Raw genomic sequence first — 23986 nt, 5'->3', positions numbered from 1 at the left:
GGTGAGGGGGCCCGACCAGATCGCGCTCCCGCTAGATTGGCCGCAAGGGAGCGACGACAGCCGCTTCATCGTCAGCACGGCGAATCAGGCAGCGTTCGACCATTTCCAGCGCTGGTCGAGCTGGCCGGTGCGGGCGACCATTCTCACCGGGCCGCGCCGCTCCGGTCGTTCACTGCTAGCGCGCAATTTCGTTGCGCGGGTCGGCGGACGATTGTTCGATCCGGCCGACCGGCATGACGAGGAAGCGCTGTTCCATGCTTGGAATCAGGCGCAGGAGACCGGACGCCCGCTGGTGATGGTTGCCGACCGCGCGCCGCCCGGCTGGGCCGTTTCCTTGCCCGATCTGCGCACCCGCCTGGCGATCACCCCAGTCATCGCCATCGAACAGCCCGACGATGCCTTGTTCGCTGCCCTCGTCCGCCGCCTGTTCGCCGATCGCGGCCTGCATCTTCCGGACGAAGCGTTGCGTTATGTGACCGAGCGGGTCACGCGCGATTACTGGACGGCGGAGCGGGTGGTGGATGCCATCGACCGCTTCGCCATTGCCGCCAGCGCGCGGCTGACCTTGCCGACCGTTCGCCGCGCGCTGATCGCCGGCGGGCTGATCGACGGAGGAGGAGACGAGTGAACGCGCCGGCCGAGATCAGGACCAACCGTCTGAAGGAAGGCGAAAGCCGCTACTTCAACCGTGAGACGTCGTGGCTGGCGTTCAACCGCCGGGTGCTCGAGGAAGCGGCCAATCCTGCGCATCCCCTGCTCGAGCGACTGCGATTCCTGTCGATCAGCGGCTCCAACCTCGACGAATTCTTCTCGGTTCGGGTCGCGGGCCTCAAGGAGCAGCAGCTCGAAGGGCTGGAGGAGCGCAGCTACGACGGGCAGACCCCGGCGGCGCAGCTCGAGAAGATCAGCGCCGAGGCCGATGCGTTGATCGCCGAGCAGCAGCGGACCTGGCTCGAGCTTGCCAAATTGCTCGGGCAATCGGGGGTCGAGGTGGTCACGCCCGACGCCCTCGCCCAGGAAGAAAAGCTGTGGCTGCGGACCTTCCTGACCGAACAGATCCTGCCGGTCCTGACCCCGCAGGCGGTCGATCCGTCGCACCCGTTCCCGTTCGTCCCCAACCTCGGCTTCGCTTTGGTGTTCGCGATGGTCGACAGCGCGGACAAGGAGCCGGTCAGCGAAGTGCTGATGATCCCGCCGTCGGTGCCGCGCTTCCTGCGCCTGCCGGGGACGGCGACGCGGTTCATCTCGATCGATGCGGCGATCGCGTCGCACCTCGACGTGCTGTTCCCCGGTTTCGAATTGATCGCCGCGGGGGCGTTCCGGGTGCTGCGCGATACAGATATCGAGATCGAGGAGGATGCCGAAGACCTGGTTCGGACCTTCCGCTCGGCGATCAAGCAGCGGCGACGGGGGCGGGTGATCCGGCTCGAATTCTCGCACGGCACGCCGGTCGCGTTGGAGAACCTCGTCCGCGAGGGCGTCGGGGCCGAGCACGCGCTGATCGCCGAAAGCTCCGGCGTGATCGGAATCGCCGACGTCCAGCAACTGGTCGAGATCGAGGGCCACCCCGACCTGCGCTTTGCGCCCTTCAAGCCGCGTTTCCCGGAACGCGTGAAGGAGCATGGCGGCGACTGTTTCGCGGCGATCCGCGACAAGGATTTCGTGGTCCACCACCCGTACGAAAGCTTCGACGTGGTGGTCGCGTTCTTACGCCAGGCGGCGAGCGATCCCGACGTGGTGGCGATCAAGCAGACGCTTTATCGCGCGGGCAAGCAGTCGGCGATCGTCGATGCGCTGGTCGCGGCTGCCGAAGCGGGCAAGTCGGTGACCGCGGTGGTGGAGCTCAAGGCGCGCTTCGACGAGGAGCAGAACCTGCTGTGGGCAAGCCGGCTGGAGCGGGCGGGCGTGCAGGTGGTCTATGGCTTCACCCAGTGGAAGACCCACGCCAAGGTGTCGATGGTGGTCAGGCGCGAGGGCGGCTCGTTCCGCACCTACTGCCATTTCGGGACCGGCAATTACCACCCGACCACCGCGCGCTTCTACACCGACCTTAGCTTCTTCACCGCGTCCAAGCGTGCCGCCCGCGATGCGGCCAAGCTGTTCAACTTCATCTCGGGCTACGTCACGCCCAAGGGCCTCGAGATCCTGGTGATGAGCCCGATCAGCCTGCGCGAGAGACTGACCGGCTGGATCGACTCCGAGATCGCCAATGCCAAGGCTGGCAAGCCTGCGGCGATCTGGGCCAAGATGAACAGCCTGGTCGACCCGCGGATCATCGAAAAGCTGTACGAGGCGAGCGAGGCAGGGGTGAAGATCGAGCTCGTCATTCGCGGCATCTGCTGCCTGCGCCCGGGTCTCGCCGGGCTGTCGAGCAACATCCGGGTCAAGTCGATCGTCGGCCGCTTCCTCGAGCATAGCCGGGTGTGGTGCTTCGCCAACGGGGCGCGGATACCGCACGGCAAGGCGCGGATATTCATCTCCTCGGCCGACTGGATGCCGCGCAACCTCGACCGCCGGGTGGAGGTTGCGGTGCCGCTGGAGAACAGCACCGTTCATGCCCAGGTGCTAGACCAAGTGATGGTCGCCAATTTGATCGACAATCAGCAGAGCTGGCTGCTCGACGGCAGCACCGGTCAATACCGGCGGGTGGCGGACACCAAGAAGCCGTTCAACCTCCACACCTATTTCATGACCAATCCGTCGCTATCCGGCCGCGGGCAGTCGCTGGAGGGCAAGAAAGTGCCGAAATTGAAGCTGGAACAGGGCGGGTAAAGAACGAACATGGCAAAACGCAGCTTCGGTCCGGTGGGAATCATCGACATCGGCTCCAACTCCATTCGCTTCGTGGCTTATGCCGGGTCGGAGCGGGTGCCTTCGACCCTGTTCAACGAGAAGGTCTCGGCCGGCCTTGGGCGCGAACTCGCCTCGACCGGGCGGCTGCCCGACAAGGCGATGGACCAGGCGATCGAGGCGCTGGCCCGTTTCCGCCTGCTCGCCCGCGAGATGAAGCTGAAGCGGCTCGACGTCGTCGCCACAGCGGCGGTGCGCGATGCGGAGAATGGCGATGAGTTCCTTGCCCGCGCGCGGCAGGCCGGGGTCGAGCCCACGGTAATCACCGGCGAGGAAGAAGCGCGGCTCGCGGCGCTTGGGGTTATCTCCGCCATTCCGCACGCCAAGGGCGTCGTGGCCGATCTTGGCGGCGGAAGCCTTGAGCTGACACCAGTTGCCAATGGCGAGGCAGGACCGGGCATCTCGCTCCCGCTTGGCGTCCTGCGGGTCGGTCCGGAGGCGAGTGCCAAGCAGTTGGCGGCGACGCTCAAGAAAGCGATCCCGCCCGCCATTCTTGCCGCCGGAGCCGAACGCACGCTGTATCTCGTCGGCGGCTCGTTCCGCGCTTTTGCGCAGCTCGACCAGCAGGAAGCAGGGTCGCCGCTTCACGTCGTCCACGGGCACGCTATCGAAGCGGACCGGGCGCGCGAATTGCGCGATATCATTCGCAAGACCTCGCCCGAGCAACTGAAGCAGCGCTTCGGCCTGTCCACCACGCGGGCGCAGAATGCGCGCCCGGCGGCTGCGGTGCTCGATGCCCTGTTCCGAGTGCTCGAACCGGCGAAGGCGGTCGCCAGCGCATACGGCCTGCGCGAAGGCCTGCTTTACGATCATCTGGCGGAGGCGCGCCGGGCGGAAGACCCTTTATTGGCGGCCGCCCTTGAGGCGGGCGAGAAACTGGGCCGCTTCGGCGATCACGGCGCCGAGCTCGACGGCTGGATCGCGCCCTTGTTTCCCGACGACGATGATGCCGCGCGGCGGCTGCGGCTGGCGGCCTGCCTCCTGGCCGATGTCGCTTGGGAAGCGCATCCCGACTTTCGCGCCTTGTGGGCGGTCGATATGGGCGTGCATGGCAATTGGGTCGGGATCGACGCCGAGGGACGGACGATTATCGGCCGCACCTTGTGGTCGGCGTTCGGCGGCGACGGGCCGTTCAACCGCACGCTGGCGCAGCTGGTGGAGCAGCGGGTGCTCGATCACGCGGGCCAGTGGGGCGCGGCGATCCGACTCGCGCAGCGGCTATCGGGCGGGACGGAGAAATTGCTCGAGCGTTGCCGGATCGGGCTGGAGGACAATGACGTCGTCCTGCGCCTCGCGAAAAAGGATGCGCGCCTTTACAGCGACATCGTCGCGCGGCGGCACCGCCAGCTGGCCAATCTCATGGGGCTGACGGCGCGGATGGAGCTGGCCTGATCGCTCAGCCGCAGCTGAGGCGCTCGACCTTGTTCTGCGCGTCGAGATAGACGCGGACGCGGTCGCCGCGGAAGTCCATCGTCACCATCGATCCGGCCGCTACCCACTGCAGCGTCTTCGCGCCCGACGTCGACTGGATGCGTGCGCCAAGGTCGGCGGTTGCCGATTGTCCGACAAATTGCTGCAGCTGCGCGTCGCTGCACATGCCGCCGGCGGGTTCGGCCGGGCCGACAGTGGCGCAGGCCGCGATCAGCGGGGCGGCGAGGTCGGAGACGATCAATTTCTTCACGCGACGTGCTCCTCCTGAGTGCGGGTCATCTTGAGCTTGCCGTTCATCGTCGCGAACGCCAGCCGACCCTCTACCAGGTCCAACGCATCGCGGCCGAATTCGTCGAACCGCCAGCCGCTGAGGATCGCAAGGTCCTTGCGTACTCCGGCGGCGAGGGCTTCCAGTTCATCCGAGCGGGCAATCAGCTTAGCCGCGACGCCGGTTTCCTTGGCCTTGATCTTGAGCAGGAGCTTCAGGAGATCGGCGACAAGCGCGCCATCCTTGGTCAGGCCGGGGCGGCTGGGACCGCGCTCTGGCAATTCGTCGGGGCCGAGTGGCTCCGCGCCATCGAGCGCCGCCATCAGCCGCGCGCCGATGTCGTTGTTGCGCCAGCCCGCCGACAGGCCGCGGACCTTGGCGAGATCGTCCTGCGTCTTGGGCGGATGGCCGGCGATGTCGGCCAGCGTGTCGTCCTTGACGATCCGGCCGCGCGGCAGGTTTTTGCCGCGTGCTTCCTTCTCGCGCCAGGCGGCGAGGACCTTGAGGCGGCCCAACACCTGCGGATTGCGGCTCGGCAGCTTCAAACGCTTCCACGCATCCTCGGGATCGAAGGCGAAGCTCGACGGGTCGGCCAACCGCTCCATCTCCTCGTCGAGCCACAGCCCGCGGCCGGTCTTGCGCAGCTTGGCGACCATCTTGGGAAAAATGGTCGCAAGGTGGGTGACGTCGCCGATGGCATAGTCGATCTGCCGCTTGTCGAGCGGGCGGCGGCTCCAGTCGGTGAAACGCGCGCCCTTGTCGAGGGCGTGGCCGAGCATGGATTCGATGAGGTTCGAGTAGCCGACCTGCTCACCATAGCCGAGCGCCATGGCCGCGATCTGCGTATCGAACAACGGCTGCGGCGTCTTGCCGGTGACGTTGTAGACGATCTCGAGGTCCTGGCCGCTGGCGTGGAAGACCTTGAGCACGTCCTCATTGTCGACCAGCAGATCCCACAGCGGCTGCAAGTCGATACCCTCGGCCATCGGATCGATCGCGGCGGCTTCGTCGACCGAGGCGATCTGGATCAGGCAGAGTTCGGGCCAGTAGGTGCTTTCGCGCATGAATTCAGTGTCCACGGCCACGAAGTCGTGGGTGGCTAGGCGCTCGACCAGGGCGGCAAGGGTGCCACTGTCGGTGATAAGGGGATGAATCTTCATGTTCCTGCGGCCTGTAGCGGGGCAACCCCAAGTTGACAAAAGGGGAGGGGTGGGGAAAGCGCCGCGCCATCCATTCACCGTCACGACGACTTTAGCGGACGACCAATATGCACGCCTATCGCACCCACCATTGCGGCCAGCTTCGCCAGACCGACGTCGGCAACGATGTCCGCATCTCGGGCTGGGTACATCGCAAGCGCGATCACGGCGGCGTGCTATTCGTCGACCTGCGCGATCATTACGGATTGACGCAGGTGGTGGTCGATGTCGACAGCCCGGCGCTGGCGGTGCTGGAAAAGCTGCGGGTGGAAAGCGTCGTCACCATCGATGGCACCGTCAAGACGCGCGCCGAAGGCACCACCAATGCCAACCTCCCGACCGGCGAGATCGAAGTCTACGCCCGCGGCGTCACCGTCCAGAGCAGCGCTGCCGAACTGCCGATGCCGGTGGCGGGCGAGCAGGAATATCCGGAGGATATCCGCCTTCGCTACCGCTATCTCGATCTGCGCCGCGAGCGGCTGCACTCGAACATCATGCTGCGCTCGAACGTCATCGCGTCGATCCGCCGCCGCATGGTCGAGCAGGGCTTCACCGAATTCCAGACCCCGATCCTGACCGCGTCGAGCCCCGAGGGCGCGCGCGATTATCTGGTCCCGAGCCGGGTTCACCCGGGCAAGTTCTACGCGCTTCCGCAGGCGCCGCAGATGTTCAAGCAGCTGCTGATGGTCGCGGGCTTCGACCGCTATTTCCAGATCGCGCCCTGCTTCCGCGACGAGGACGCCCGCGCCGACCGCAGCCCCGGCGAATTCTACCAGCTCGATTTCGAGATGAGCTTCGTCACGCAGGACGACGTGTTCAACGCGATCGAGCCGGTGCTGGCAGGCGTGTTCCGCGAGTTCGCGGGCAAGCGTCAGGTCACCGAGGGGGCGTTCCCGCGTATCCCGTACCGCGAATCGATGCTGAAGTACGGCAGCGACAAGCCAGACCTGCGCAACCCCATCGTCATCAGCGACGTCGGCAGCCACTTCGAAGGTTCGGGCTTTGGCCTGTTTTCGACCATCGTCGGCAAGGGCGGTTTCGTCCGCGCGATCCCGGCACCGAACACGGCCGACAAGAGCCGCAAGTTCTTCGACGATATGAACGAGTGGGCCCGCGGCGAGGGCTATGCCGGGCTCGGCTATGCCACCCGCAAGGGCGGTGAGTGGGGCGGCCCGATCGCCAAGAACCACGGCACCGAGGGCATGGACAAGCTCGCCAATGAGCTCGGCCTTGGGCCGGACGACGGCCTGTTCTTCGCCGCCAGTGGTAAGGAACTGGAAGCCGCCAAGCTTGCCGGTGCCGCGCGCACGCGGGTCGGCCAGCAGCTCGGCCTGATCGACGAGAACCGTTTCGACTTTTGCTGGATCGTCGATTTCCCGATGTTCGAATATGACGAGGACGCCAAGAAGGTCGATTTCAGCCACAACCCCTTCTCGATGCCGCAGGGCGAGCTGGAAGCGCTGGAGACCAAGGATCCGCTCGACATCCTGGCTTGGCAGTATGACATCGTCTGCAACGGGGTGGAACTGAGCTCCGGCGCGATCCGGAACCACCGCCCGGACATCATGTACAAGGCGTTCGAGATCGCCGGCTACACGCAGGAGCAGGTCGACACCAACTTCTCGGGCATGATCAATGCCTTCAAGTTCGGCGCGCCGCCGCATGGCGGATCGGCGCCGGGGATCGACCGGATCGTCATGCTGCTGGCGGGCGAGCCCAACATCCGCGAGGTCGTGGTCTTCCCGATGAACCAGAAGGCCGAGGATCTGATGATGAACGCGCCCGCCGAAGTCAGCGCGAAGCAGTTGAAAGAGCTGAGCATCAAGATCGTCGGCGACGGGCCGAAGAGCTGAGGCAGCACTCCGGGCGTCGACCCGGAGCCCTTCCTTCCTCAAGCGGGGAAGACTGAAATCGGCTTGCCGATTGTGCGGCGGTCGGTTGCCGTCCAAGCCCATATTCTGCTCGCCGGCGTCGCCATCGGTGAAAACTGTTAGCGACCTAACGCTTCCGGCAAGCATGGATGGGCATTCAGGGCCGAACCTTGAGCAAAATGCTGACCAAAAAGACACTGACTCCGCCAAATGTGCGGAAACAAGACAGCAGGACGATATTAACCACGCATCCTGAATTGAAACGGATTTAATGGAGATTTAACGGGGCGAGGAACTCAAAGGAAAGCTGTTCATGACCAAGCTCACCCTCTCTCTTGCTGCCGTTGCTACCCTTGCCATTGCCGCTCCGGCCTCGGCCACCGTGGAGGTCGGCAGCAGCACCGGCTGCGCCAGCGGACCGCTTGCCCCGACCGCCAACAAGTGCGCCGGCTATTTCTCGGGCAATACCATGAGCGGTCAGAGCGGGAGCGTCGCCCAGCAGCAGAATGCCATCAATCAGCTGATCGGCGCCGGCCAGTACACCGTGAACTGGAACGCCCTGCAGGCCGCTGGCAGGGTCGTGTCGGGTAGCGATCTCAACGCGCTGAACGCCCTGCTCGCCAATGCTGGCGGTCAGGTGATTCTCGGGTTCCACTGGGGCAACGCCCCGGGCCCGCAGGGCAACGTGTCGGCCATCTACCTGTGGGACAACGTCCGTGCGGGCGACATTCGCCTGACCGACACGCAGGGCTATTCGAATGCCGTCCTGTATCGCTCAGCGGCGGTCGCCGCGGTTCCCGAGCCGGGTACCTGGGCGCTGATGCTGGTCGGTTTTGGGGCAGCCGGTGCCTCGCTCCGCCGCCGTCGCAGCCACAAGGTCATCCCGCAGTTCGCCTGATCGGGACGGGCCGGCCGGTCCTTTACAGCCGTCCACCGGTCCAACCGCTGTATTACCTATCGGTCCGCGTCGCTCCCCCGAGCGCGCGGACCGAACTATTTCATGGCTATCGACGCTCCGACGCGGGGTAGTCGATCGCCATCACTTCCCAGCTCTTTTCGCCGGCCGGTAGACGCACGATGCGCTCGTCCCCGACCCGCGCGCCCACCAGCGCCCGGGCCATGGGACTCCCCCAGGCGATCCGCCCGGCGCCGGCGTCGGCTTCATCGTCGCCAACCAGAGTCAGGATGCGGCGCTCGTCCTCCTCGTCGGCAAGTTCCACCGTGGCGCCGAACCGCACCACGTCGCGGTCGGGCTGGCTCGCTGGGTCGACCACCTTGGCGTTCTTCATGACCTTGGAGAGATAGCCCAAGCGGCGGTCGATCTCGCGCAGGCGCTTGCGGCCGTAGATATAGTCGCCGTTTTCCGAGCGGTCGCCATTGCCCGCCGCCCAGCTGATCGTCTCGACCAGTTTGGGCCGCTCGGTCCCGAACAATTGTTCATATTCGCCGCGGATCCGGGCAAATCCTTCGGGGGTGATGAACCGGGGACGATCGCTCATCCCAGCGTCCTAGCCGAGGCGGGCCTTCCCGAGGAAGTGGCTGAGCTGACGCGGGGTGGTCGCGCGGGGATTCATCCGGTCGTAGACCACCGTATTTTCCAGCACGCGCTGCACGTAGCCGCGGGTTTCGGAGAAGGGGATGTCCTCTATCCACGCGACCACGTCGGCGCCGGGCGCACGCGGGTCGCCGTTGTTGCGCACCCACTTGCGGACGTTGCCGGCCCCGGCGTTGTAGCTCGCCACCGCCAGCACATAATTGCCGCCCCATTGGTCGAGCAGGCGGCGGAAATAGGACGAGCCCAGCATGACGTTGTAGCTGGGATCCGACGTCAGCCGCCCGAAGTCGTAACCTACACCGCGCTTGCCGGCCTGTTCCTGCGCGGTGGCGGGCATCAACTGCATCATTCCGCGTGCGCCCGCGCCGCTGACCGCGGTGCGGTCGAAGCTGCTTTCCTGGCGGGTGATGCCGTGGCTGATGCTCCATAGAGATTCTTCGCTGATCCCGCCCGGCAGGGTCGGAAAGGCGCCGCGAAAATAGAAGGGTGCACCGCCGTTGCGCGAAGAGCGGGCGGTCCAGACGGCAAGATCCTGGCGTCCGACCTGAGCGGCCAGCTCGGTCGCGAGCAAGCGATCGCTGTCGTTGGTCAGCGATTCGGAAAGCGCGCGGACGAACAGGGCTTGTTCGTCACGGCGACCTTGCGACCCGAGCAGCCGGACGGCACGGGTTAGCGGCCGAGCCTGAAAGGCCGAGCGCTGCGCCGCCGTAACCAGCATCTGGGGCGCGCCCAGTGGGGCGGCGATGGTGCGGCCAAGGCGTTCGTGGGCAAGCTGGCCATAAAAAAGGTCGGGATAAGCGGCGGCCTTGCTGAAATGCGCGGTCGCATTCTGCAGCTGCCCCGCCTGCGCGGCGGCGCGCCCGGCCCAATACGCACCCTTGGTTAGCACCTGCAGCGAGCGCCCGCCTTCGCTGTAGCGGTCGAACAGCGAAATCGCGTCGGCCGGACGGTTGAGCGCGCGGATGGCGACGGTCCCGGCAAGCCAGGTGAGATTGGTATATTCGTCGCGAACCTGAAGCGACTGATCGGTCAGGTTACTTCCGGCGGGCAGGGCATCGTCGACCTGCCGGGCGATGTCATAAGCGAGCGTATATTGCCGGTCGGCATAGGCTTCCTGCGCCACGATCCGCTTCAGTTCATACCATTTGCCGGGATCGATCGGCAGGACGGTGAAGCGGTGCGGGCGGGCAAGGAGCTGACGCGCGGCCGACTGCCAGTTGGCTTCGCGCAGATAGCGGGCGCGGTCCTGCATCAGCCCGGCGTCGAGCGTCACCTGGCTCATCACGGCATTGTAAAGCGCTTCGGTGTCGGGGGCGCGCTGTTGCATGGCGATACGGGCGGCGAAAGCCGGGCGGCGCGCGGCGCTGGTCGAGGCGAGCAGCCGGGCGGCGTCGGTGGAATCGCGATCGATCAGCAAGCGATCGACGCGGGCGTCGTGATCGGTGGTGGTGAAGCTGGCGCCAAACCGCTGATACAGGCCGATTTCGTCCGCGGCCGAGAGGCCCGACGCGCTCCATGCCTTGCGCGCGGCGGCCAGCGCTTCGGCCGGGCGCCCTTGCGCAGCATAGGCTTCGGCGAGGCGGGCATGGCCGGTGGCGCTGGTCGGCTGCTGGGACCGGAAAAAGGCGACCACGGTGGCCGGGTTTTCGTTCACCTGCATCGCCCGTTCGGCCGAGCGGCGCAGGCTGCTTTCGCCGGGCCAGCCGGGATTGGCGATGAGAAAGCGGGCGTAATCGGCAAACGCCCAATTGCCGCCTTGTCGCAATCGCCGCCAGTCGTTCAACGCGTAGCCGACGTCGTTCCCGGGCGCGACCGCGGGAGCGGGGCCGGCCGAGACCAGCTGCGCGCTGCCGGCGGTCGGGGCGATCAACGCCAGGGGCAAAAGGAGAGCCATTCGTCGCATGCTGGACATCTTCGCCGAATGGTCCTTATCAACCCCTGAACAAACGCCCTGCCAGTCTAAACGTCGTGGCGAGGGAGAATAGAGGAAACTCCCATGTTTTCAGGGTCGATCCCCGCACTCGTGACACCGTTCACCGCAGGCGAGGTCGATCTCCCCGCCTTGCGCGACTTCGTCGACTGGCAAGTGACGGAAGGATCGAGCGCGTTGGTGCCGTGCGGGACCACCGGCGAAGTGGCGACGCTGACCGCCGAAGAGCATGCCGCGGTGGTCAAGGCGACCATCGATGCGGCGGCGGGCCGGGTCCCGGTGATCGCCGGCTGCGGCAGCTATTCGACCGCCGAAAGCCTGCGCAAGATGAAGGTCGCCAAGGAACTCGGCGCCGATGCGGCGCTGGTTGTAATCCCTTATTACAACAAGCCGAGCCAGGCCGGGATCGCCGCGCATTTCCGGGCCTTGAGCGAGGGCTGCGACCTGCCGATCATCGTCTACAATGTGCCCTCGCGCACGGTGGCGGACATTTCGGTCGAAACTTTGGGCGAGGTCGCACGGCTGCGCAACGTGATCGGGATCAAGGATGCGACCGGTAATCTCGCCCGGGTAACGGCGCAGCGGCTCTATTGCGGTACCGATTTTTGCCAGCTGTCGGGTAACGACGACATGGCCTTGGGCTTCAACGCGCATGGCGGGGTGGGCTGCATCTCCGTGACGGCCAACGTCGCGCCGCGGCTGTGCGCGGAATTTCAGGCCGCGACCCTCGACGGTCGGTGGGAGGATGCAAGGGCGCTAGCCGACCGCCTCTACCTCCTGCACGATTCGATGTTTGCCGATGCTTCGCCCGGGCCGGCGAAATATGCGCTGGGGCGGGTTCGTCCGGGTTTCCCGCAGGCGCTTCGCTTGCCGCTCGTTGAGGCCAACGAAGCGGCGCGGGCGAAGGTCGATGCGGGGCTGAAGACGGCTGGGCTGGCCTAGGCGAGTTCCTCGAGCCCGCATGCTTCCAGCAGGGCGGCGCGGGCCCGTTCGATGTCGCGGATCAGGGCAGCTTGTCGGAGATCCTCGACCGCGATCTGTTCGGGCCAAGTGGCCGAGATGACGCCTGCCAACCGGTCGAGCTTTTCTTCGTCGACGAGAAACCGCGGATCGACCGTTGCGGGATCGCACACCACTCGTAGGCGCAGGCAGGCCGGGCCGCCGCCATTGGCCATCGACTGGCGCACATCGACCACCCGCACATCGCGGATCGCGCCGTTGCCGGCGAGGTGACGCTGAAGCCAGGTCCAAACACTGGGCGTCTCGCGGGCTTCTTCGGGTACGATCAGCGTGGTGCGACCGTCGGGGGGCGTCACGAGCTGTGCGTTGAAGAGGTAGGAGCGGATCGCGTCTTCGAGGCTGACCTCGGAGGCCGAGACCTCGACCAGATCGAGATCGGGAAACCTGCGCTCGAGATTGCCAAGGAATGTTTCGCGTTCGGCAAAGGCCTGTTCATGGGCGAACAGGACTCGTTCGTTGGCGACCGCGACGACATCGTTGTGAAAGGCGCCCGCGGCGATCGCTTCTTCGGACTGGGCGACGAACAGCGTGCGCTCGGGTTTAAGGCGGTGGCGGCGGGCGATCGCCTTGCACGCCTCGACATGTTGGCGGGCGGGAAAGGGGCCGCCGGAAAGGCCGTAGACGAAGATCTCGACCCCGGTTTGATCGTGCGCGGTGCACAGCCGCATGTGATTGGCCGCGCCCTCGTCGCCGAAAGTAGGGGGAACCGGGCCATGCACGGTGAACGCCTCATGCGCGAAGGCCAGACGTAGCTGCGCGAGGGTCGCGGGCCATTCGTGGCTGCGGTGGACCATGGTGCGCAGATTGGCGACGGTGAGGTGCGTGCGGCCATCGGCGGTGTCGCTGGCGGGGCTGACCGTCGCGGCGTTGGCGGCCCACATCGCGCTGGCGCTCATGGCGTTGGCGAGGAGGGCGGGCTCGGCCTCCTCGGGCTTGGTGCCAAGGTCGGCCAGCCAGGCGCGGGCGGGGCGGGGCTGAGGCACGAAGATGCCCTGTGTCAGGCCGAGCGCGAGGTTGGCGCGCATCTTTTCGAGCCCCTGCAGCGCAGCGGCGCGCGGATAGCTGACCTTGCCGAGATTGCGCGCCGAGGCGAGGTTGCCAAGGCTGAGGCCCCCGTAATTGTGGCTCGATCCAACGATGCCGTCGAAATTGATCTCGCGGGCGCTCATCGGGCGACCACCATGACCTTGGCGCCAGGCTCGATCTCAAGCAGATCGGCCGCGTCCTGGGTGATTGCGATGCCCTTTTTGCCGAGCCGCCGAATCTCCGCCCGTACGCAGCGGAAGTCGCGCAGGCGTCCAGCGGCCAGCATCACCTTGGTCTTGCCGGGGTCGCCGCCGATCTCGACCACCGTTTCCTCGGTTGCTTCCCGGATCGAGCGGACCTGATCGGTCGGAGCGGTCACGGTCGGGCCGCCGTCGAAGATGTCGATGTAGCGGTCGAAGGTCATGCCTTCTTCCTGCAGCATCCGCAACGCGGCGCGGCCGGTGGGGTGCGGCTGCCCCATCACCGCCTTGGCACTGTCGGGCAGCAGCGAAACGTAGATTGGGGTCTTGGGCATGAGGTCAGCGATGAAATGGGTTCCGTTCACCGCATTGAAGCCGTCGGCCTCGGGAAAGGTCATGTCGAAGAAGCGTCCAGCAAGCGCATCCCAGAAGGGGGAATTGCCTGCCTCGTCCATGACGCCGCGAAGCTCGGCCAGAAGCCGGTCGCCGAAGCGTTGTCGGTGCGCTTTGATGAACAGGTAGCGACTACGCGCCAGAAGCATGCCCCAGCCGCCGGCGCGGAGTTGGGGATGGAGGAACAGTCCGCCGACCTCGCTCGATCCTTCGAGGTCGGTGGTCAGCGTCAGCATCTGGTTGCGGAAGGTCTTGCCGAGCTCCGGGCTCCATTGGGTGAGCGTGGAGAGATGATAGGAGTAAAAGGCCTGGGACGTGCCGACCATGCCGAACACCTGGCAGGTCCCGCGGATGATCTTCTCGCGCGGGTCTTCAAGCACGAAGATGTAGCATTCGCTGCCTTGTGCTTCCTCGGTCTTGTCGAAGGCGGCTTCCGACTTGGCGAGCTTGGCGACGAGCGTGCCCTTGTCGGCCGGCAAATTGGTGAAGCCGCCGCCGGTCAGCTTGGCCATTTCGTAGATGGCGTCGAAATCGTTCGGAGTGGCCGGGCGAATACGAAAGGTCACAGGGCACCTTTTGCAAGACGGGCGAGGACGAGGGCTGACAGGCCCGCGCGCTCGCCGAGGGATTGAGGGATCAGATATTCGTCGGCGCTGTGGATGGCACCCCCGCGCACACCCATGGTGTCGACCACCGGCACGCCGCAGGCCGCGATGTTGTTGCCGTCGCAGACCCCGCCCGAATCCTTGTGCGTGATCTGCTGGCCAAGGTCGCGGCCGGCCTGCTCGACGAGCGCGAACAGGCGCAGGGCGGCGGCATCGAGGGGCTTGGGCCGACGACCGAAGCCGCCGTGACGGTGGATCTGTACGTCGCGTGCGGCAGCGACCTCCCGAACGGCAGCCTCGATACCCTTCCGCGCCGCCGCTTCGAGTTCGGGCGTGCGCGGGCGCAGGTTGACGCGAAGGATGGCGTGGTCTGGCACGACGTTGTTGGGCGAGCCGCCGTCGAGCCGGGCGACGTTGACGGTAAGACCGTCGCGGCGAAGCGCTTCAAGCCGAAGGGCGAGCTCCGCCGCGGCGGTCACGGCGTTGCGGCCGTCTTCCGGGTTGCGCCCGGCGTGGGCCGAGCGGCCTCGAATGTCGAACGAGAAATTGCCCGATCCGGGTCGCGCGCCGGCCAGCGTGCCGTCGGGAAGCGCGGAGGGCTCGTAGGTCAGCGCTGCCAGCTTGCCGCGCGCCGCCTCGGCGATCAGCGGGGCCGACGAGGCCGAGCCGACTTCCTCGTCGCTGTTGATGATGACCTCATAGCCGGTCCAGGCCGCACCGGGGTGCTGCTCGAACGCTTGCAGGGCGGCGATCATGACGGCGAGGCCGCCTTTCATGTCGGCGACGCCGGGGCCGTTGACCCGGCCATCGGCAAGATCGCGTACCTGCTGAAACGCGTGGTCGGCGGCGTAGACGGTGTCCATGTGGCCGGTCAGGAGCAGTTGTCGCGGGGCGTCGGGGCGGACGACCAGGTGAAGGTGCTTGCCATGGCTGACGTCGAGCGTACGCCCCGCCGGATCGAGCGCCGTGACAGGTCCCGGGTCGCGCAAATTGAGCGTGCCTGGAAGAACCGCCATTCGGGCGGCGAGCAGATCGGCCATCGTGGCGAGGCCCTGGAGATTGGCCGAACCACTGTTGACGGCCGCCCAGGCGCGCACCTCGTCGAGGCGGCAAGCGTCAGCCGCCCGCTCCACCAGCTGCCGTTCGATACTCGAGCATTCCCCCATGCCCGACGCTTAGCCAAGCGGCTTCGCGAAGGCGAGGGGCGGGCCGGCAAAAGAAAAGCCCCGGCGGCTAGGCCGGGGCTCTTCGTAGTCAGGTCGTGGCCGCTCGGGGCTTACGGGCTGATCGAGATCTGGGTCGTATTGTCGCCATTGCTGAGAAGCAGGGCGGCGAGGCCACCGAGCGCGGCGAGGCCGAGCAGCAGCGGGAGAACTCCCACACCGGCGCCGGCGCCGACGGCAGCCGGGGTCGCGAGCGGGGCCGTTTCGGCCACCGGCGCAGCAACCGGAGCATCGACGGTCGGGAAGACGCAGCCCGGCGTTCCAGCCTGCGCCGCAGCCGACGCGGCCGCCGAGGTAGCAGCCGCTCCACAGAGCGCCTGGCTCGATGCCGGCGACGCGAACGCCGCAAGCGACGCCCACGGGCTGTAATTCGCCGCCTGGGCGTTGGACGCTGCCGCGGCGGGGGCGCTGACCAGGAAAGTGGCGGCACTGGCCATGACGACCAAACGCGCGGCGAAACTCTTCATCTTAACCCAACTCCCAGATTCCATGCGGTGCATGCCTGCTTGCATCCAATTTGCCAAGCAATTTCGGTCCATTATTGCACATAAGCCGCCACCTGTGGCGGAGCGGCCGATGGCAGCATCACGGCTTGTTCCGGGTTCGGGGCTAGCCGATCGAGATCGAATTCTTCCTTGAACCGGATCCCGAAGCGGTCGCGCTGGGCCCAGCGGATGGTGCCGGTCACCGGGCCCGCGCCGACGATGTCCATGATGATATTGCGTCCCGGCGTCACCGGTTGAGTGCATTCGACCAGCGCCCCCATCGCCGAGATATTGCGCAAACGCACTTCGATGACCTCGCCATCGAGGCCGATCAGCGCGCGGCGCATCATCCGCTGTCGCGATTCACGTAGCGAGGGGCCGCTGTCGACTTCGAGGATCCGACCTTGCGCAAGCTGTTGCGCCTCGGCGGGCCTGACCGGTTGACCGAAGATATAGCCCTGGATCTCGCTGACCCCGAGGCTGCGCATCTGTTGCAGTTCCTCGTGGGTTTCCACGCCCTCGGCGACCGTATCCATGCCAAGGCTTTCAGCGAGGGTAACGATGGCGCGGATGATCGCCGCATTTCGCCTCTGGTCCAGCCCCGCGCCGCGAACGAAGCTGCGGTCGATCTTGATCTTGTCGAACGGCGCCTGCTTCAAGTAGCCGAGCGACGAATAGCCTGTTCCGAAATCATCGAGCACCAGCCGCACGCCAAGCTTCTTCAGGGCCGCAAAGGTCGCTTCGGTGGTATCGCATTCGGTCATGAATACGCCTTCGGTAATCTCAAGCTCGAGGCGCGACGGGTCAACGCCCGAAACGGTAAGCGCGGCGGCGACGAGGTCGACCAGCCGCGGATCGTTGAACTGGATCGGCGAGACGTTCACGGCAAGACGAAGGTGTCCCGGCCAATGGCGGACCGCTTCCAACGCTTCGATCAGGACCCATTCTCCCAGCTGACCGATCATGCCGCTTTCTTCGGCGATGGGAATGAATTCGGCGGGTGGGATCAGGCCGCGCTTGGGATGTTGCCAGCGGACCAGCGCTTCGAAACCGGCGACTTCCTCTCCTGCGGCACGGACGATCGGCTGGAATACCACTGACAGTTCGTCCCGCGTCACGGCACCGCGCAGATCATGTTCGAGCATCTGCCGATTGGCGGCATTGTTGTGCATGGAAGGTTCGAAGAAACGATGGCGGCCGCGCCCGGCGGCCTTGGCGGCATAGAGGGCTAGGTCGGCATTACGGATCATCGAATCCGCGCACGACCGCTCAGGCTCACCGACCGCGATGCCGACCGACGCTCCAATGGTCACGCGCTGGCCTTCGACCATGTAGGGCCGCGATACTTCGTCGATCAGCGAGCCGGCGATCCGATCGAGCAGATGAATGTCGGTCGTTCCCGGCAGCACCGCCTTGAATTCATCCCCTCCCAGCCGGCCGACCTGACCGTAATGGCCGATCACCTGCGTCAGGCGATGGGCGACCTGCTTCAGCAAGGCGTCGCCCGCTGGGTGGCCGTGGGTGTCGTTGACGAGCTTGAAGCGGTCGAGATCGATCAGCAGCAGGGCGCAGCCACGATGGCTGTGCTTGGCATTGCGCAGGCCTTCGTCGAGCGTGCGGCGCATCATCGCGCGGTTGGGCAGGCCTGTCAGCGAATCCGAACGGGCGAGGCGATTGATCTCCTGCTCGGTCCGGCGCTGTTCGGTAAGGTCGGTGCCGATCCCCCGAAAGCCGTAAAAGCGACCATGATCGTCGAACACTGGATTGCCCGATAGCGACCACTGCACATCGTCGTCACTCGCGGGGCGCACCACGACATCTGAAAAGGGAAAACGGGCCGAGAGATGGAAGCCGAGGGTGCGTTCTTCGCGCAAGCCCTGATTGTTGCCGTTGTCGACCGACAGGAGATCGGTGAACTGACGGCCGAGCAAAGCCTCGGGTGAGGTCTTGAAGTCGTCGGCGAGTTGCTGGCTGACGTAGGACAGCGTGCCGCTCGCATTGGTTTCCCAGAACCAGCCGCGCCCACTGTTCTCGAATTCCGCGATGAAATTGAGTGCTTTTTTTGCCTGCCAGTCGAGCGTCAGCCGGCGGCGGCTTCCGGCGAGCATCAGCTGGGTGATGATGATGGAATAGACCGCGGTCAGGAGGCCGAGCAGCGGAATGGCGGCACGGAGCAAGGGATCGTCGGAAAAGAGGTTGACCCCGATCGTGGCCATCAGGGCGTTCAGAATGGCTGCGGGAGGCGAGCCGATCGAGAGCATCGCCTTGACCGCCAGTCCGGCCCCAAGCGCCAGCGGAAGAAAGCTCTTGTCCTGCAGGCCGCTATAGGCCGCGCCGCCGAACAGCATCCACAGGATGCCAGACAGGCCGAACCAACCCATCAACAGTCGCACCGCGAACACCGGCGTCAGGCGGAGACGGGTGCGCAGATGAAGGCAAAGACCCGCGCCGCCGTCGAGCAGCAGCGCCAATGCGACCAGGGCGAGCGCCATGCCAAGCTGGTCGCCGTCCATGTTGCTCCTCTCGCGCACGAGGAGAATCAGGCCGACGATGAAGTGAGTGGCGGCCAGCAGGATGGGGGCATAGGCCCACATCGCCACGCGTTTGGACTGAAGCGTCAGATCGTTGTCGGTTCGCGGCGGCAGGACGTCGAACGTCATTGCCTCGCGCACCGAAGCGCGAGGCCGTCCGTCACCTGCCTTGTCCGCGAAATTCAGTCTGACTTGAGGCATCCTGGTTCCTGCCGGATGTGCGCCGAGCAGGACCAGTTATCGTGATGCCGGTTAATGCTTTGTCTAAAGCTGAGGATTGCGTTTCGATTAACCCTCTTCGGGCAAGAAATCAGGTACGGAAAGATAGCGTTCGCCGGTGTCGTAATTGAATCCAAGTACGCGCGGGTTGGGCCCAAGCTCGGGCAGTTTCTGCGCGATCGCGGCCAGCGTCGCGCCCGAACTGATGCCGACCAGCATGCCTTCCTCGCGGGCCGAGCGGCGAGCCATTTCCTTGGCGTCTTCGGGCGCGACCTGGATCACCCCGTCGAGTACGTCCATGTCGAGATTGGTCGGGATGAAGCCGGCGCCGATGCCCTGGATCGGGTGGGGTGCCGGCTGGCCGCCGGAGATGACCGGCGACAGGGTCGGCTCGACCGCGAACACCTTGAGCTTAGGCCAGCGTTTCTTCAGTTCGCGCCCGGCGGCCGTGATGTGCCCGCCCGTTCCGACGCCGGTGATCAGCGCGTCGAACCCGCGGTCGTCGTCGCCGAAGTCGGCGAGGATCTCGGGCACGGTGGTGCGCAGGTGGACGTCGATGTTGGCGGGGTTGTCGAATTGCTGCGGCATCCATGCGCCGGGGGTCGAGGCGACGATCTCCTCGGCGCGGGCGATCGCGCCCTTCATGCCTTTTTCGCGCGGCGTCAGGTCGAAGCTGGCGCCGTAGGCCAGCATCAGGCGGCGGCGCTCGATGCTCATGCTTTCGGGCATGACGAGGATCAGTTTGTAGCCCTTGACCGCCGCGACCATCGCCAGCCCGACGCCGGTGTTGCCGCTGGTCGGCTCGACGATGGTGCCGCCGGGCTTGAGCCGGCCGTCAGCCTCGGCCGCTTCGATCATCGAGACCGCGATGCGATCCTTGACCGAGCCGCCGGGGTTGGACCGCTCGGACTTGATCCACACTTCGGCGCCTTCCGGAAAGAGCCGATTGATGCGGACGTGGGGGGTATTGCCGATGGTGGCGAGGATGTTGTCGGCCTTCACGCAGGTTTCTCCTGTTCAACTGCTTGGGCGAGCACTTCGGGCGGCGGGTCGAAGGTCTTCGCCCGCCTGAGTTCGGGGAAGAGATAGGACCACAGTCCCGCGATACCAATGGCAGCGGCCCCGCCGGCGACCACGGCGCCGACCGGTCCGAGCAAGGCGGCGGCAACACCAGACTGCAATTCGCCAAGCTCGTTGGAAGCGCTGATCGCAAGCCCGCTGACCGCCGACACTCGCCCGCGCATCATGTCGGGGGTGTGGAGCTGAACTAGGCTGGAGCGGACATAGACGCTGAGCATGTCCGCGGCGCCGAGCAAGGCGAGAATGCCAAGGCTGAGGAGGAAGTTGGACGACAGGCCGAACGCAACGGTCAGGGCCCCGAAGGCCGCAACGCTCCACAGCATCTTGATCCCGACATTGTGGTGGAGCGGGCGAATTGCGAAGATGCCGGCGACCAGCGCCGCACCGATCGCGGGCGCGCCGCGCATCAGGCCGAGCCCTTCGGTCCCGACGTGGAGGATGTCGCGGGCAAACACCGGCAGCATCGCGGTCGCGCCGCCGAGCAGCACTGCGAACAGGTCGAGGGTGATCGCGCCGAACAGGAAGCGTCGGCGACGGACAAAGGTCAGTCCTTCGATCATCTGGCGGATCGGGTGGAGATTTGCCGTCATCGGCGGGGGCATGATCCGGCGAACCGGCGTCAGCAGCAGGATGGCGCATCCCATCAGCCCGGTCGCTGCCCAATAAGGCAGCGGCGCGCCGACTGCATAGAGGAAGCCGCCCAGCGCTGGCCCCGCGACCGAGGCCGATTGCCACGCGATGGAGGACATCGCGATTGCCTTGGGCAACAGTTCCGGCGGCACGATATTGGGCGCGATGGCCGACATCGACGGGCCGACGAACACCCGAGCGACACCGTGGAGTGCCGCCAATGTGAACAGCAGAGGCAGGTTCAGCACCTCGGCGTAGGTCACAAGGCCGAGGGTAAGCGCGACCAGCATGTCGACCGCATTGGCCATCCGGGCGACGGTGCGCCGCTCGAACCGGTCGGCGGTCCAGCCGGCGACGGGGGTGAGGAAGGCCAGCGGCACGAATTGCACCGCGCCGAGCAGACCCAGCATCAGCGAGGCCTGGCGGATGCTCATGCCGTAGTCGGCGCGGGCGGTGTCGTAGACCTGATAGCCGATGATCACCACCATCCCCATGGTCGCGAGCACGGCGAAAAATCGCGCCAGCCAGTAGAGGCGGAAATCGCGGATCTGGAGCGGGGAGGTGGGGGAAGTGTTCACGCGGTCGGCGTGTCGTAGAGCGCCCCGGCGAAGTAAAGCCCTTCGGCCGGGGCATTGAGGCCGAGGGCTGCGCGATCGCGGGCTTCAAGAGATTTTCGCATGTCGTCCGGCAACCATTGGCCGAGTCCAACCAGGCTGAGGCAACCGACCATCGAGCGCACCTGATGATGAAGAAAGGATCGGGCGGCAGCGTGGATGTGAATCTCTTCGCCCACGCGTTCGACCTCGAGGTGGTCCAGCGTCTTTACCGGGCTGTCTGACTGGCAATTGACCGAGCGAAAGGTGGTGAAGTCGTGATGGCCGACGAGATGCGCGGCGCCTTGCTGCATGGCGGCGGCATCGAGCGGCTTGGCGATGCGCCACGCGCGGCCTTTGTCGAGCGTCAGCGGGGCTCGGCGATTGGCGATGCGGTAGAGGTAGCGTCGTCCGAGGCAGGAAAAGCGGGCGTGCCAGTCATCAGCAACCGGCTCTGCCGACAGCACAGCGACCGGATTGGGGCGGAGCAGGGCGTTGAGGCCTTCGGCGAGGCGATGACCGTCGAGCGCCTTGTCTAGGTCAAGATGCACCGGCATGGCGAGCGCATGCACCCCGGCGTCGGTGCGACCGGAGGCGTGGGCCGTGACGGTCTCGCCGGTCATCTTGAGCACCGCTTGCTCCAGCGCGCCCTGCACCGAGGGTCCGTGATCCTGCCGCTGCCACCCCATGAACGGCGCGCCGTCCCATTCGAGGATCAGCTTCCAGCGTGTCACGGAAGGACGGTGCCAGGCGCAAGGGCGAAGCCGCGCAGCAACTCCGCGGTCGGCATGGCGCGTCCACCTGCGCGTTGAAGAAGGGCCGGGCGAACCGCGCCGGTGCCGCAGCCGATGGTGAGACGGTCGTCGAGGATGGTGGCCGGCGGTGCGACCACGTCTTCGACAAGATCGGCAGCAAGCAGCTTTATCCGTTCGCCATTGGCTTCGAACCACGCACCCGGCGCAGGCGCGAAGGCGCGCACCTGCCGTTCGATGGATTCAGCGGCTGCGGTCCAGTCGATGCGCGCCTCGGCCTTGGCGATCTTGGGCGCGTGGGTCACGCCTTGGTCGGGCTGGACGCGGGCCGGGGAGGGGTCGGCGAGTTCCTCGACCATCAAGCGCGCTCCCATCGTCGCCAGTTCGCCTGTCAGTTCGCTAACGGTCTTGCCGTCGATGGGGGTGCGACCGGCGCGCAGCATCGGGCCGGTGTCCAGCCCGGCTTCCATTTGCATGATGGTGACGCCGGTTTCCTCGTCCCCGGCAAGGATGGCGCGGTGGATCGGCGCCGCGCCGCGCCAGCGGGGAAGCAGGCTGGCATGGACGTTCAGGCAGCCGCGCTCCGGTGCGTCGAGGATCGGCTGAGGCAGCAGCAAACCATAAGCCGCGACCACTGCCGCCTCTGCGCCGAACGCGGCAAACGCCTCTTGCTCTTCCGCCGAGCGCAGACGCTCTGGCGTGCGAACGGTGAGACCCAACTCCTCCGCGCGCTGGTGTACGGCGGTCGGCTGCAGCTTCTTGCCGCGTTGCGCGGGACGCGGGGGCTGCGAATAAACGGCGGCGATCTCGTGCCCGGCCTCGATCAGTGCGTCGAGCGTCGGCACCGCAAAGGCCGGGGATCCCATGAAGATAAGCCGCATGGCGGGCCTATGGCGGAAACCGCCCGCTTTTCCTATCTGGATCGGTAATGGCCTCCCAGGAAATCGAAGCCCTCGCCAATGCGCTCGCCCGGTTGCCGGGCCTCGGGCCCCGTTCGGCCCGGCGTGCGGTGCTGCACCTGATGAAGCGGCGCGAGGGTGCCTTGCAGCCGTTACTGGCGGCGTTGCAAACCGTGTCCGAACGGCTGTCGACCTGCTCGATCTGCGGCAATGTCGATACCCGCGATCCCTGCACCATCTGCGCCGACCCGCGACGCGACGACAAGAGCCTGTGCGTGGTTGAGGAAGTATCGGACCTCTGGGCGCTCGACCGATCGCGGCTGTTTCCCGGACGCTACCATGTGCTTGGCGGCAAGCTGTCGGCGCTGGAGGGCGTGCGGCCCGAGGATCTGTCGATCGACAAGCTGCTTCAGCGGGTTGGTGCGGGCGGGATCGACGAAATCGTGCTGGCGATGAATGCGACGCTGGAGGGGCAGACCACCGCCCATTATCTGGCCGAGCGGCTCGAGACCTACCCGGTGCGGCTGACCCAGCTTGCCCATGGCCTGCCGGTTGGTGGCGAGCTCGACTATCTCGACGAAGGCACGCTGGCACAGGCGCTACGCGCCCGTCGCCCGGTCGCCTGAGCTCCGATCATGCGCGACCGCGATCTTGTCCGGCTGCACTGGCCGGAGGCGCGCCGAATGGCGTTCGATACGGCGCTGGCGCTCGATGACCGCCTGGCCGACGTGGCGCTCGGCGCGGCGCAGCCGGCGCTGGGCGCGATCAAGCTTGCCTGGTGGCGCGACCAACTCGCCGCGCTCGATACCCAGCCTCCGCCACCCGAGCCCTTGCTGTCACTGATCGTGTCGGACCTGATGGTGGTCGGCGTCAGCGGCGCCAATTGCGCGGCGCTGGCCGACGGCTGGCTGCAAGTGCTCGACGAGACGCCGGACCCCGCCCCGCGTGGAGAAGCCTTGTTCGCTTTGCTTGCGCGGGCTCTCGGCGGCGAGGGCGTGCAGGGCGGAGAAGCCTTTTCGCGGGCCGATCTGGCGCGGCGCTCGGGCGACGCCGAATGGTTGCGCAAGCTGCCAGCGGACCCCGCGCCGCGTCCGCTCCGACCGATCACGCTCCTCGATGCGCTCGGCCGCCGCGACGCGGCCCGCTTCTGGCCGCCTGAGCCCGAAGCGACGCCCGGGCGAAGCTGGACCCTGATCCGGCATCGTTTGACCGGACGTTGACGGACC

At 66.2% G+C, this 23986-nt stretch carries 21 protein-coding genes, 1 tRNA gene and 1 pseudogene; 10 read left to right on the top strand and 13 right to left on the bottom strand.

The window, feature by feature from the left end; all coding sequences use genetic code 11:
- The first annotated feature begins 1 nt into the window (after position 1).
- From V6R86_RS11830 to V6R86_RS11820, 3 genes are read left to right on the top strand one after another with little or no spacing between them, the layout of a single operon-like run.
- A complete protein-coding gene (locus V6R86_RS11830) occupies positions 2–628 on the top strand; it encodes an HdaA/DnaA family protein (RefSeq protein WP_338504752.1) in 627 nt (208 codons plus the stop codon).
- Positions 625–2772: an RNA degradosome polyphosphate kinase gene (locus V6R86_RS11825; protein WP_338504751.1), complete on the top strand. Its 2148-nt coding sequence runs from the start codon at positions 625–627 to the stop codon at positions 2770–2772. Before V6R86_RS11830 ends, V6R86_RS11825 begins: the two co-directional genes overlap by 4 nt.
- 9 nt (positions 2773–2781) lie before the next feature.
- Entirely contained in the window at positions 2782–4242 is a 1461-nt protein-coding gene (locus tag V6R86_RS11820; protein ID WP_338504750.1) for a Ppx/GppA family phosphatase, read from the top strand.
- 4 nt (positions 4243–4246) lie between these two features.
- Here V6R86_RS11820 and V6R86_RS11815 read toward each other — a convergent pair whose 3' ends face one another.
- Entirely contained in the window at positions 4247–4531 is a 285-nt protein-coding gene (locus tag V6R86_RS11815) for an I78 family peptidase inhibitor (RefSeq protein ID WP_338504749.1), read from the bottom strand.
- Entirely contained in the window at positions 4528–5205 is a 678-nt protein-coding gene (locus V6R86_RS11810; protein WP_338504748.1) for an HRDC domain-containing protein, read from the bottom strand. Before V6R86_RS11810 ends, V6R86_RS11815 begins: the two co-directional genes overlap by 4 nt.
- Positions 5206–5268: 63 nt before the next feature.
- Between V6R86_RS11810 and V6R86_RS11805 the strand changes: the two genes are divergently transcribed.
- The 4 genes and pseudogenes from V6R86_RS11805 to V6R86_RS13885 form a co-directional block, all read left to right on the top strand.
- Positions 5269–5365: transfer RNA gene (locus V6R86_RS11805), tRNA-Asp, on the top strand.
- Between the two features lie 95 nt (positions 5366–5460).
- Positions 5461–5652 (top strand): hypothetical protein, encoded by a 192-nt coding sequence (locus V6R86_RS11800; RefSeq protein ID WP_338504747.1) that lies wholly within the window; start codon positions 5461–5463, stop codon positions 5650–5652.
- Positions 5653–5816: 164 nt separating this feature from the next.
- Positions 5817–7601 (top strand): aspartate--tRNA ligase, encoded by a 1785-nt coding sequence (gene aspS, locus V6R86_RS11795; protein ID WP_338504746.1) that lies wholly within the window; start codon positions 5817–5819, stop codon positions 7599–7601.
- 802 nt (positions 7602–8403) lie between these two features.
- Positions 8404–8517 (top strand): annotated as a pseudogene (locus tag V6R86_RS13885) (PEPxxWA-CTERM sorting domain-containing protein); the annotation flags it as partial.
- A gap of 106 nt (positions 8518–8623) precedes the next feature.
- Here the strand turns inward: V6R86_RS13885 and greB are convergent.
- Both greB and V6R86_RS11780 read right to left on the bottom strand, forming a co-directional pair.
- Positions 8624–9118 (bottom strand): transcription elongation factor GreB, encoded by a 495-nt coding sequence (gene greB / locus V6R86_RS11785; RefSeq protein ID WP_338504744.1) that lies wholly within the window; start codon positions 9116–9118, stop codon positions 8624–8626.
- Between the two features lie 9 nt (positions 9119–9127).
- Positions 9128–11068, bottom strand: coding sequence for a lytic transglycosylase domain-containing protein (locus tag V6R86_RS11780; RefSeq protein WP_338504743.1), 1941 nt, complete (start codon positions 11066–11068; stop codon positions 9128–9130).
- A 102-nt stretch (positions 11069–11170) separates the two neighbouring features.
- Between V6R86_RS11780 and dapA the strand changes: the two genes are divergently transcribed.
- Positions 11171–12046: a 4-hydroxy-tetrahydrodipicolinate synthase gene (dapA, locus tag V6R86_RS11775; protein ID WP_338504742.1), complete on the top strand. Its 876-nt coding sequence runs from the start codon at positions 11171–11173 to the stop codon at positions 12044–12046.
- Here dapA and V6R86_RS11770 read toward each other — a convergent pair.
- From V6R86_RS11770 to fmt, 9 genes are all read right to left on the bottom strand, one after another.
- The gene (locus tag V6R86_RS11770; RefSeq protein ID WP_338504741.1) at positions 12043–13293 is read right to left on the bottom strand and encodes an N-succinylarginine dihydrolase; all 1251 of its coding nucleotides are present in this window, start codon (positions 13291–13293) and stop codon (positions 12043–12045) included. The genes dapA and V6R86_RS11770 overlap by 4 nt on opposite strands.
- A complete protein-coding gene (locus V6R86_RS11765; RefSeq protein ID WP_338504740.1) occupies positions 13290–14309 on the bottom strand; it encodes an arginine N-succinyltransferase in 1020 nt (339 codons plus the stop codon). Before V6R86_RS11765 ends, V6R86_RS11770 begins: the two co-directional genes overlap by 4 nt.
- A complete protein-coding gene (locus V6R86_RS11760; protein WP_338504739.1) occupies positions 14306–15514 on the bottom strand; it encodes a hydrolase in 1209 nt (402 codons plus the stop codon). Before V6R86_RS11760 ends, V6R86_RS11765 begins: the two co-directional genes overlap by 4 nt.
- A gap of 110 nt (positions 15515–15624) precedes the next feature.
- Positions 15625–16038: a hypothetical protein gene (locus tag V6R86_RS11755; protein ID WP_338504738.1), complete on the bottom strand. Its 414-nt coding sequence runs from the start codon at positions 16036–16038 to the stop codon at positions 15625–15627.
- A 71-nt stretch (positions 16039–16109) separates the two neighbouring features.
- Complete coding sequence (locus V6R86_RS11750; protein ID WP_338504737.1) at positions 16110–18716, bottom strand: EAL domain-containing protein; 2607 nt, start codon at positions 18714–18716, stop codon at positions 16110–16112.
- A 159-nt stretch (positions 18717–18875) separates the two neighbouring features.
- A complete protein-coding gene (gene cysK / locus V6R86_RS11745; RefSeq protein WP_338504736.1) occupies positions 18876–19808 on the bottom strand; it encodes a cysteine synthase A in 933 nt (310 codons plus the stop codon).
- Positions 19805–21094, bottom strand: a complete 1290-nt coding sequence (locus V6R86_RS11740) for an MFS transporter (protein WP_338504735.1) — start codon at positions 21092–21094, stop codon at positions 19805–19807. The genes cysK and V6R86_RS11740 overlap by 4 nt, the downstream gene beginning before the upstream one ends.
- Positions 21091–21843, bottom strand: a complete 753-nt coding sequence (gene truA / locus V6R86_RS11735) for a tRNA pseudouridine(38-40) synthase TruA (RefSeq protein WP_338504734.1) — start codon at positions 21841–21843, stop codon at positions 21091–21093. Before truA ends, V6R86_RS11740 begins: the two co-directional genes overlap by 4 nt.
- Entirely contained in the window at positions 21840–22742 is a 903-nt protein-coding gene (gene fmt / locus V6R86_RS11730) for a methionyl-tRNA formyltransferase (RefSeq protein WP_338504733.1), read from the bottom strand. Before fmt ends, truA begins: the two co-directional genes overlap by 4 nt.
- A gap of 47 nt (positions 22743–22789) precedes the next feature.
- On the opposite strand from fmt, the gene recR reads away from it, so the two are divergent.
- A complete protein-coding gene (recR, locus tag V6R86_RS11725) occupies positions 22790–23386 on the top strand; it encodes a recombination mediator RecR (RefSeq protein WP_338504732.1) in 597 nt (198 codons plus the stop codon).
- Positions 23387–23395: 9 nt separating this feature from the next.
- Positions 23396–23980: a hypothetical protein gene (locus V6R86_RS11720; protein ID WP_338504731.1), complete on the top strand. Its 585-nt coding sequence runs from the start codon at positions 23396–23398 to the stop codon at positions 23978–23980.
- Positions 23981–23986 lie beyond the last annotated feature (6 nt).

The sequence above is a fragment of the Sphingomonas kaistensis genome (assembly GCF_036884275.1).
Taxonomy (GTDB): domain Bacteria; phylum Pseudomonadota; class Alphaproteobacteria; order Sphingomonadales; family Sphingomonadaceae; genus Sphingomicrobium; species Sphingomicrobium kaistense_A.
The sequence above is the reverse complement of the archived record's forward strand: the minus strand, read 5'-3'. Positions and strand labels throughout refer to the sequence as shown.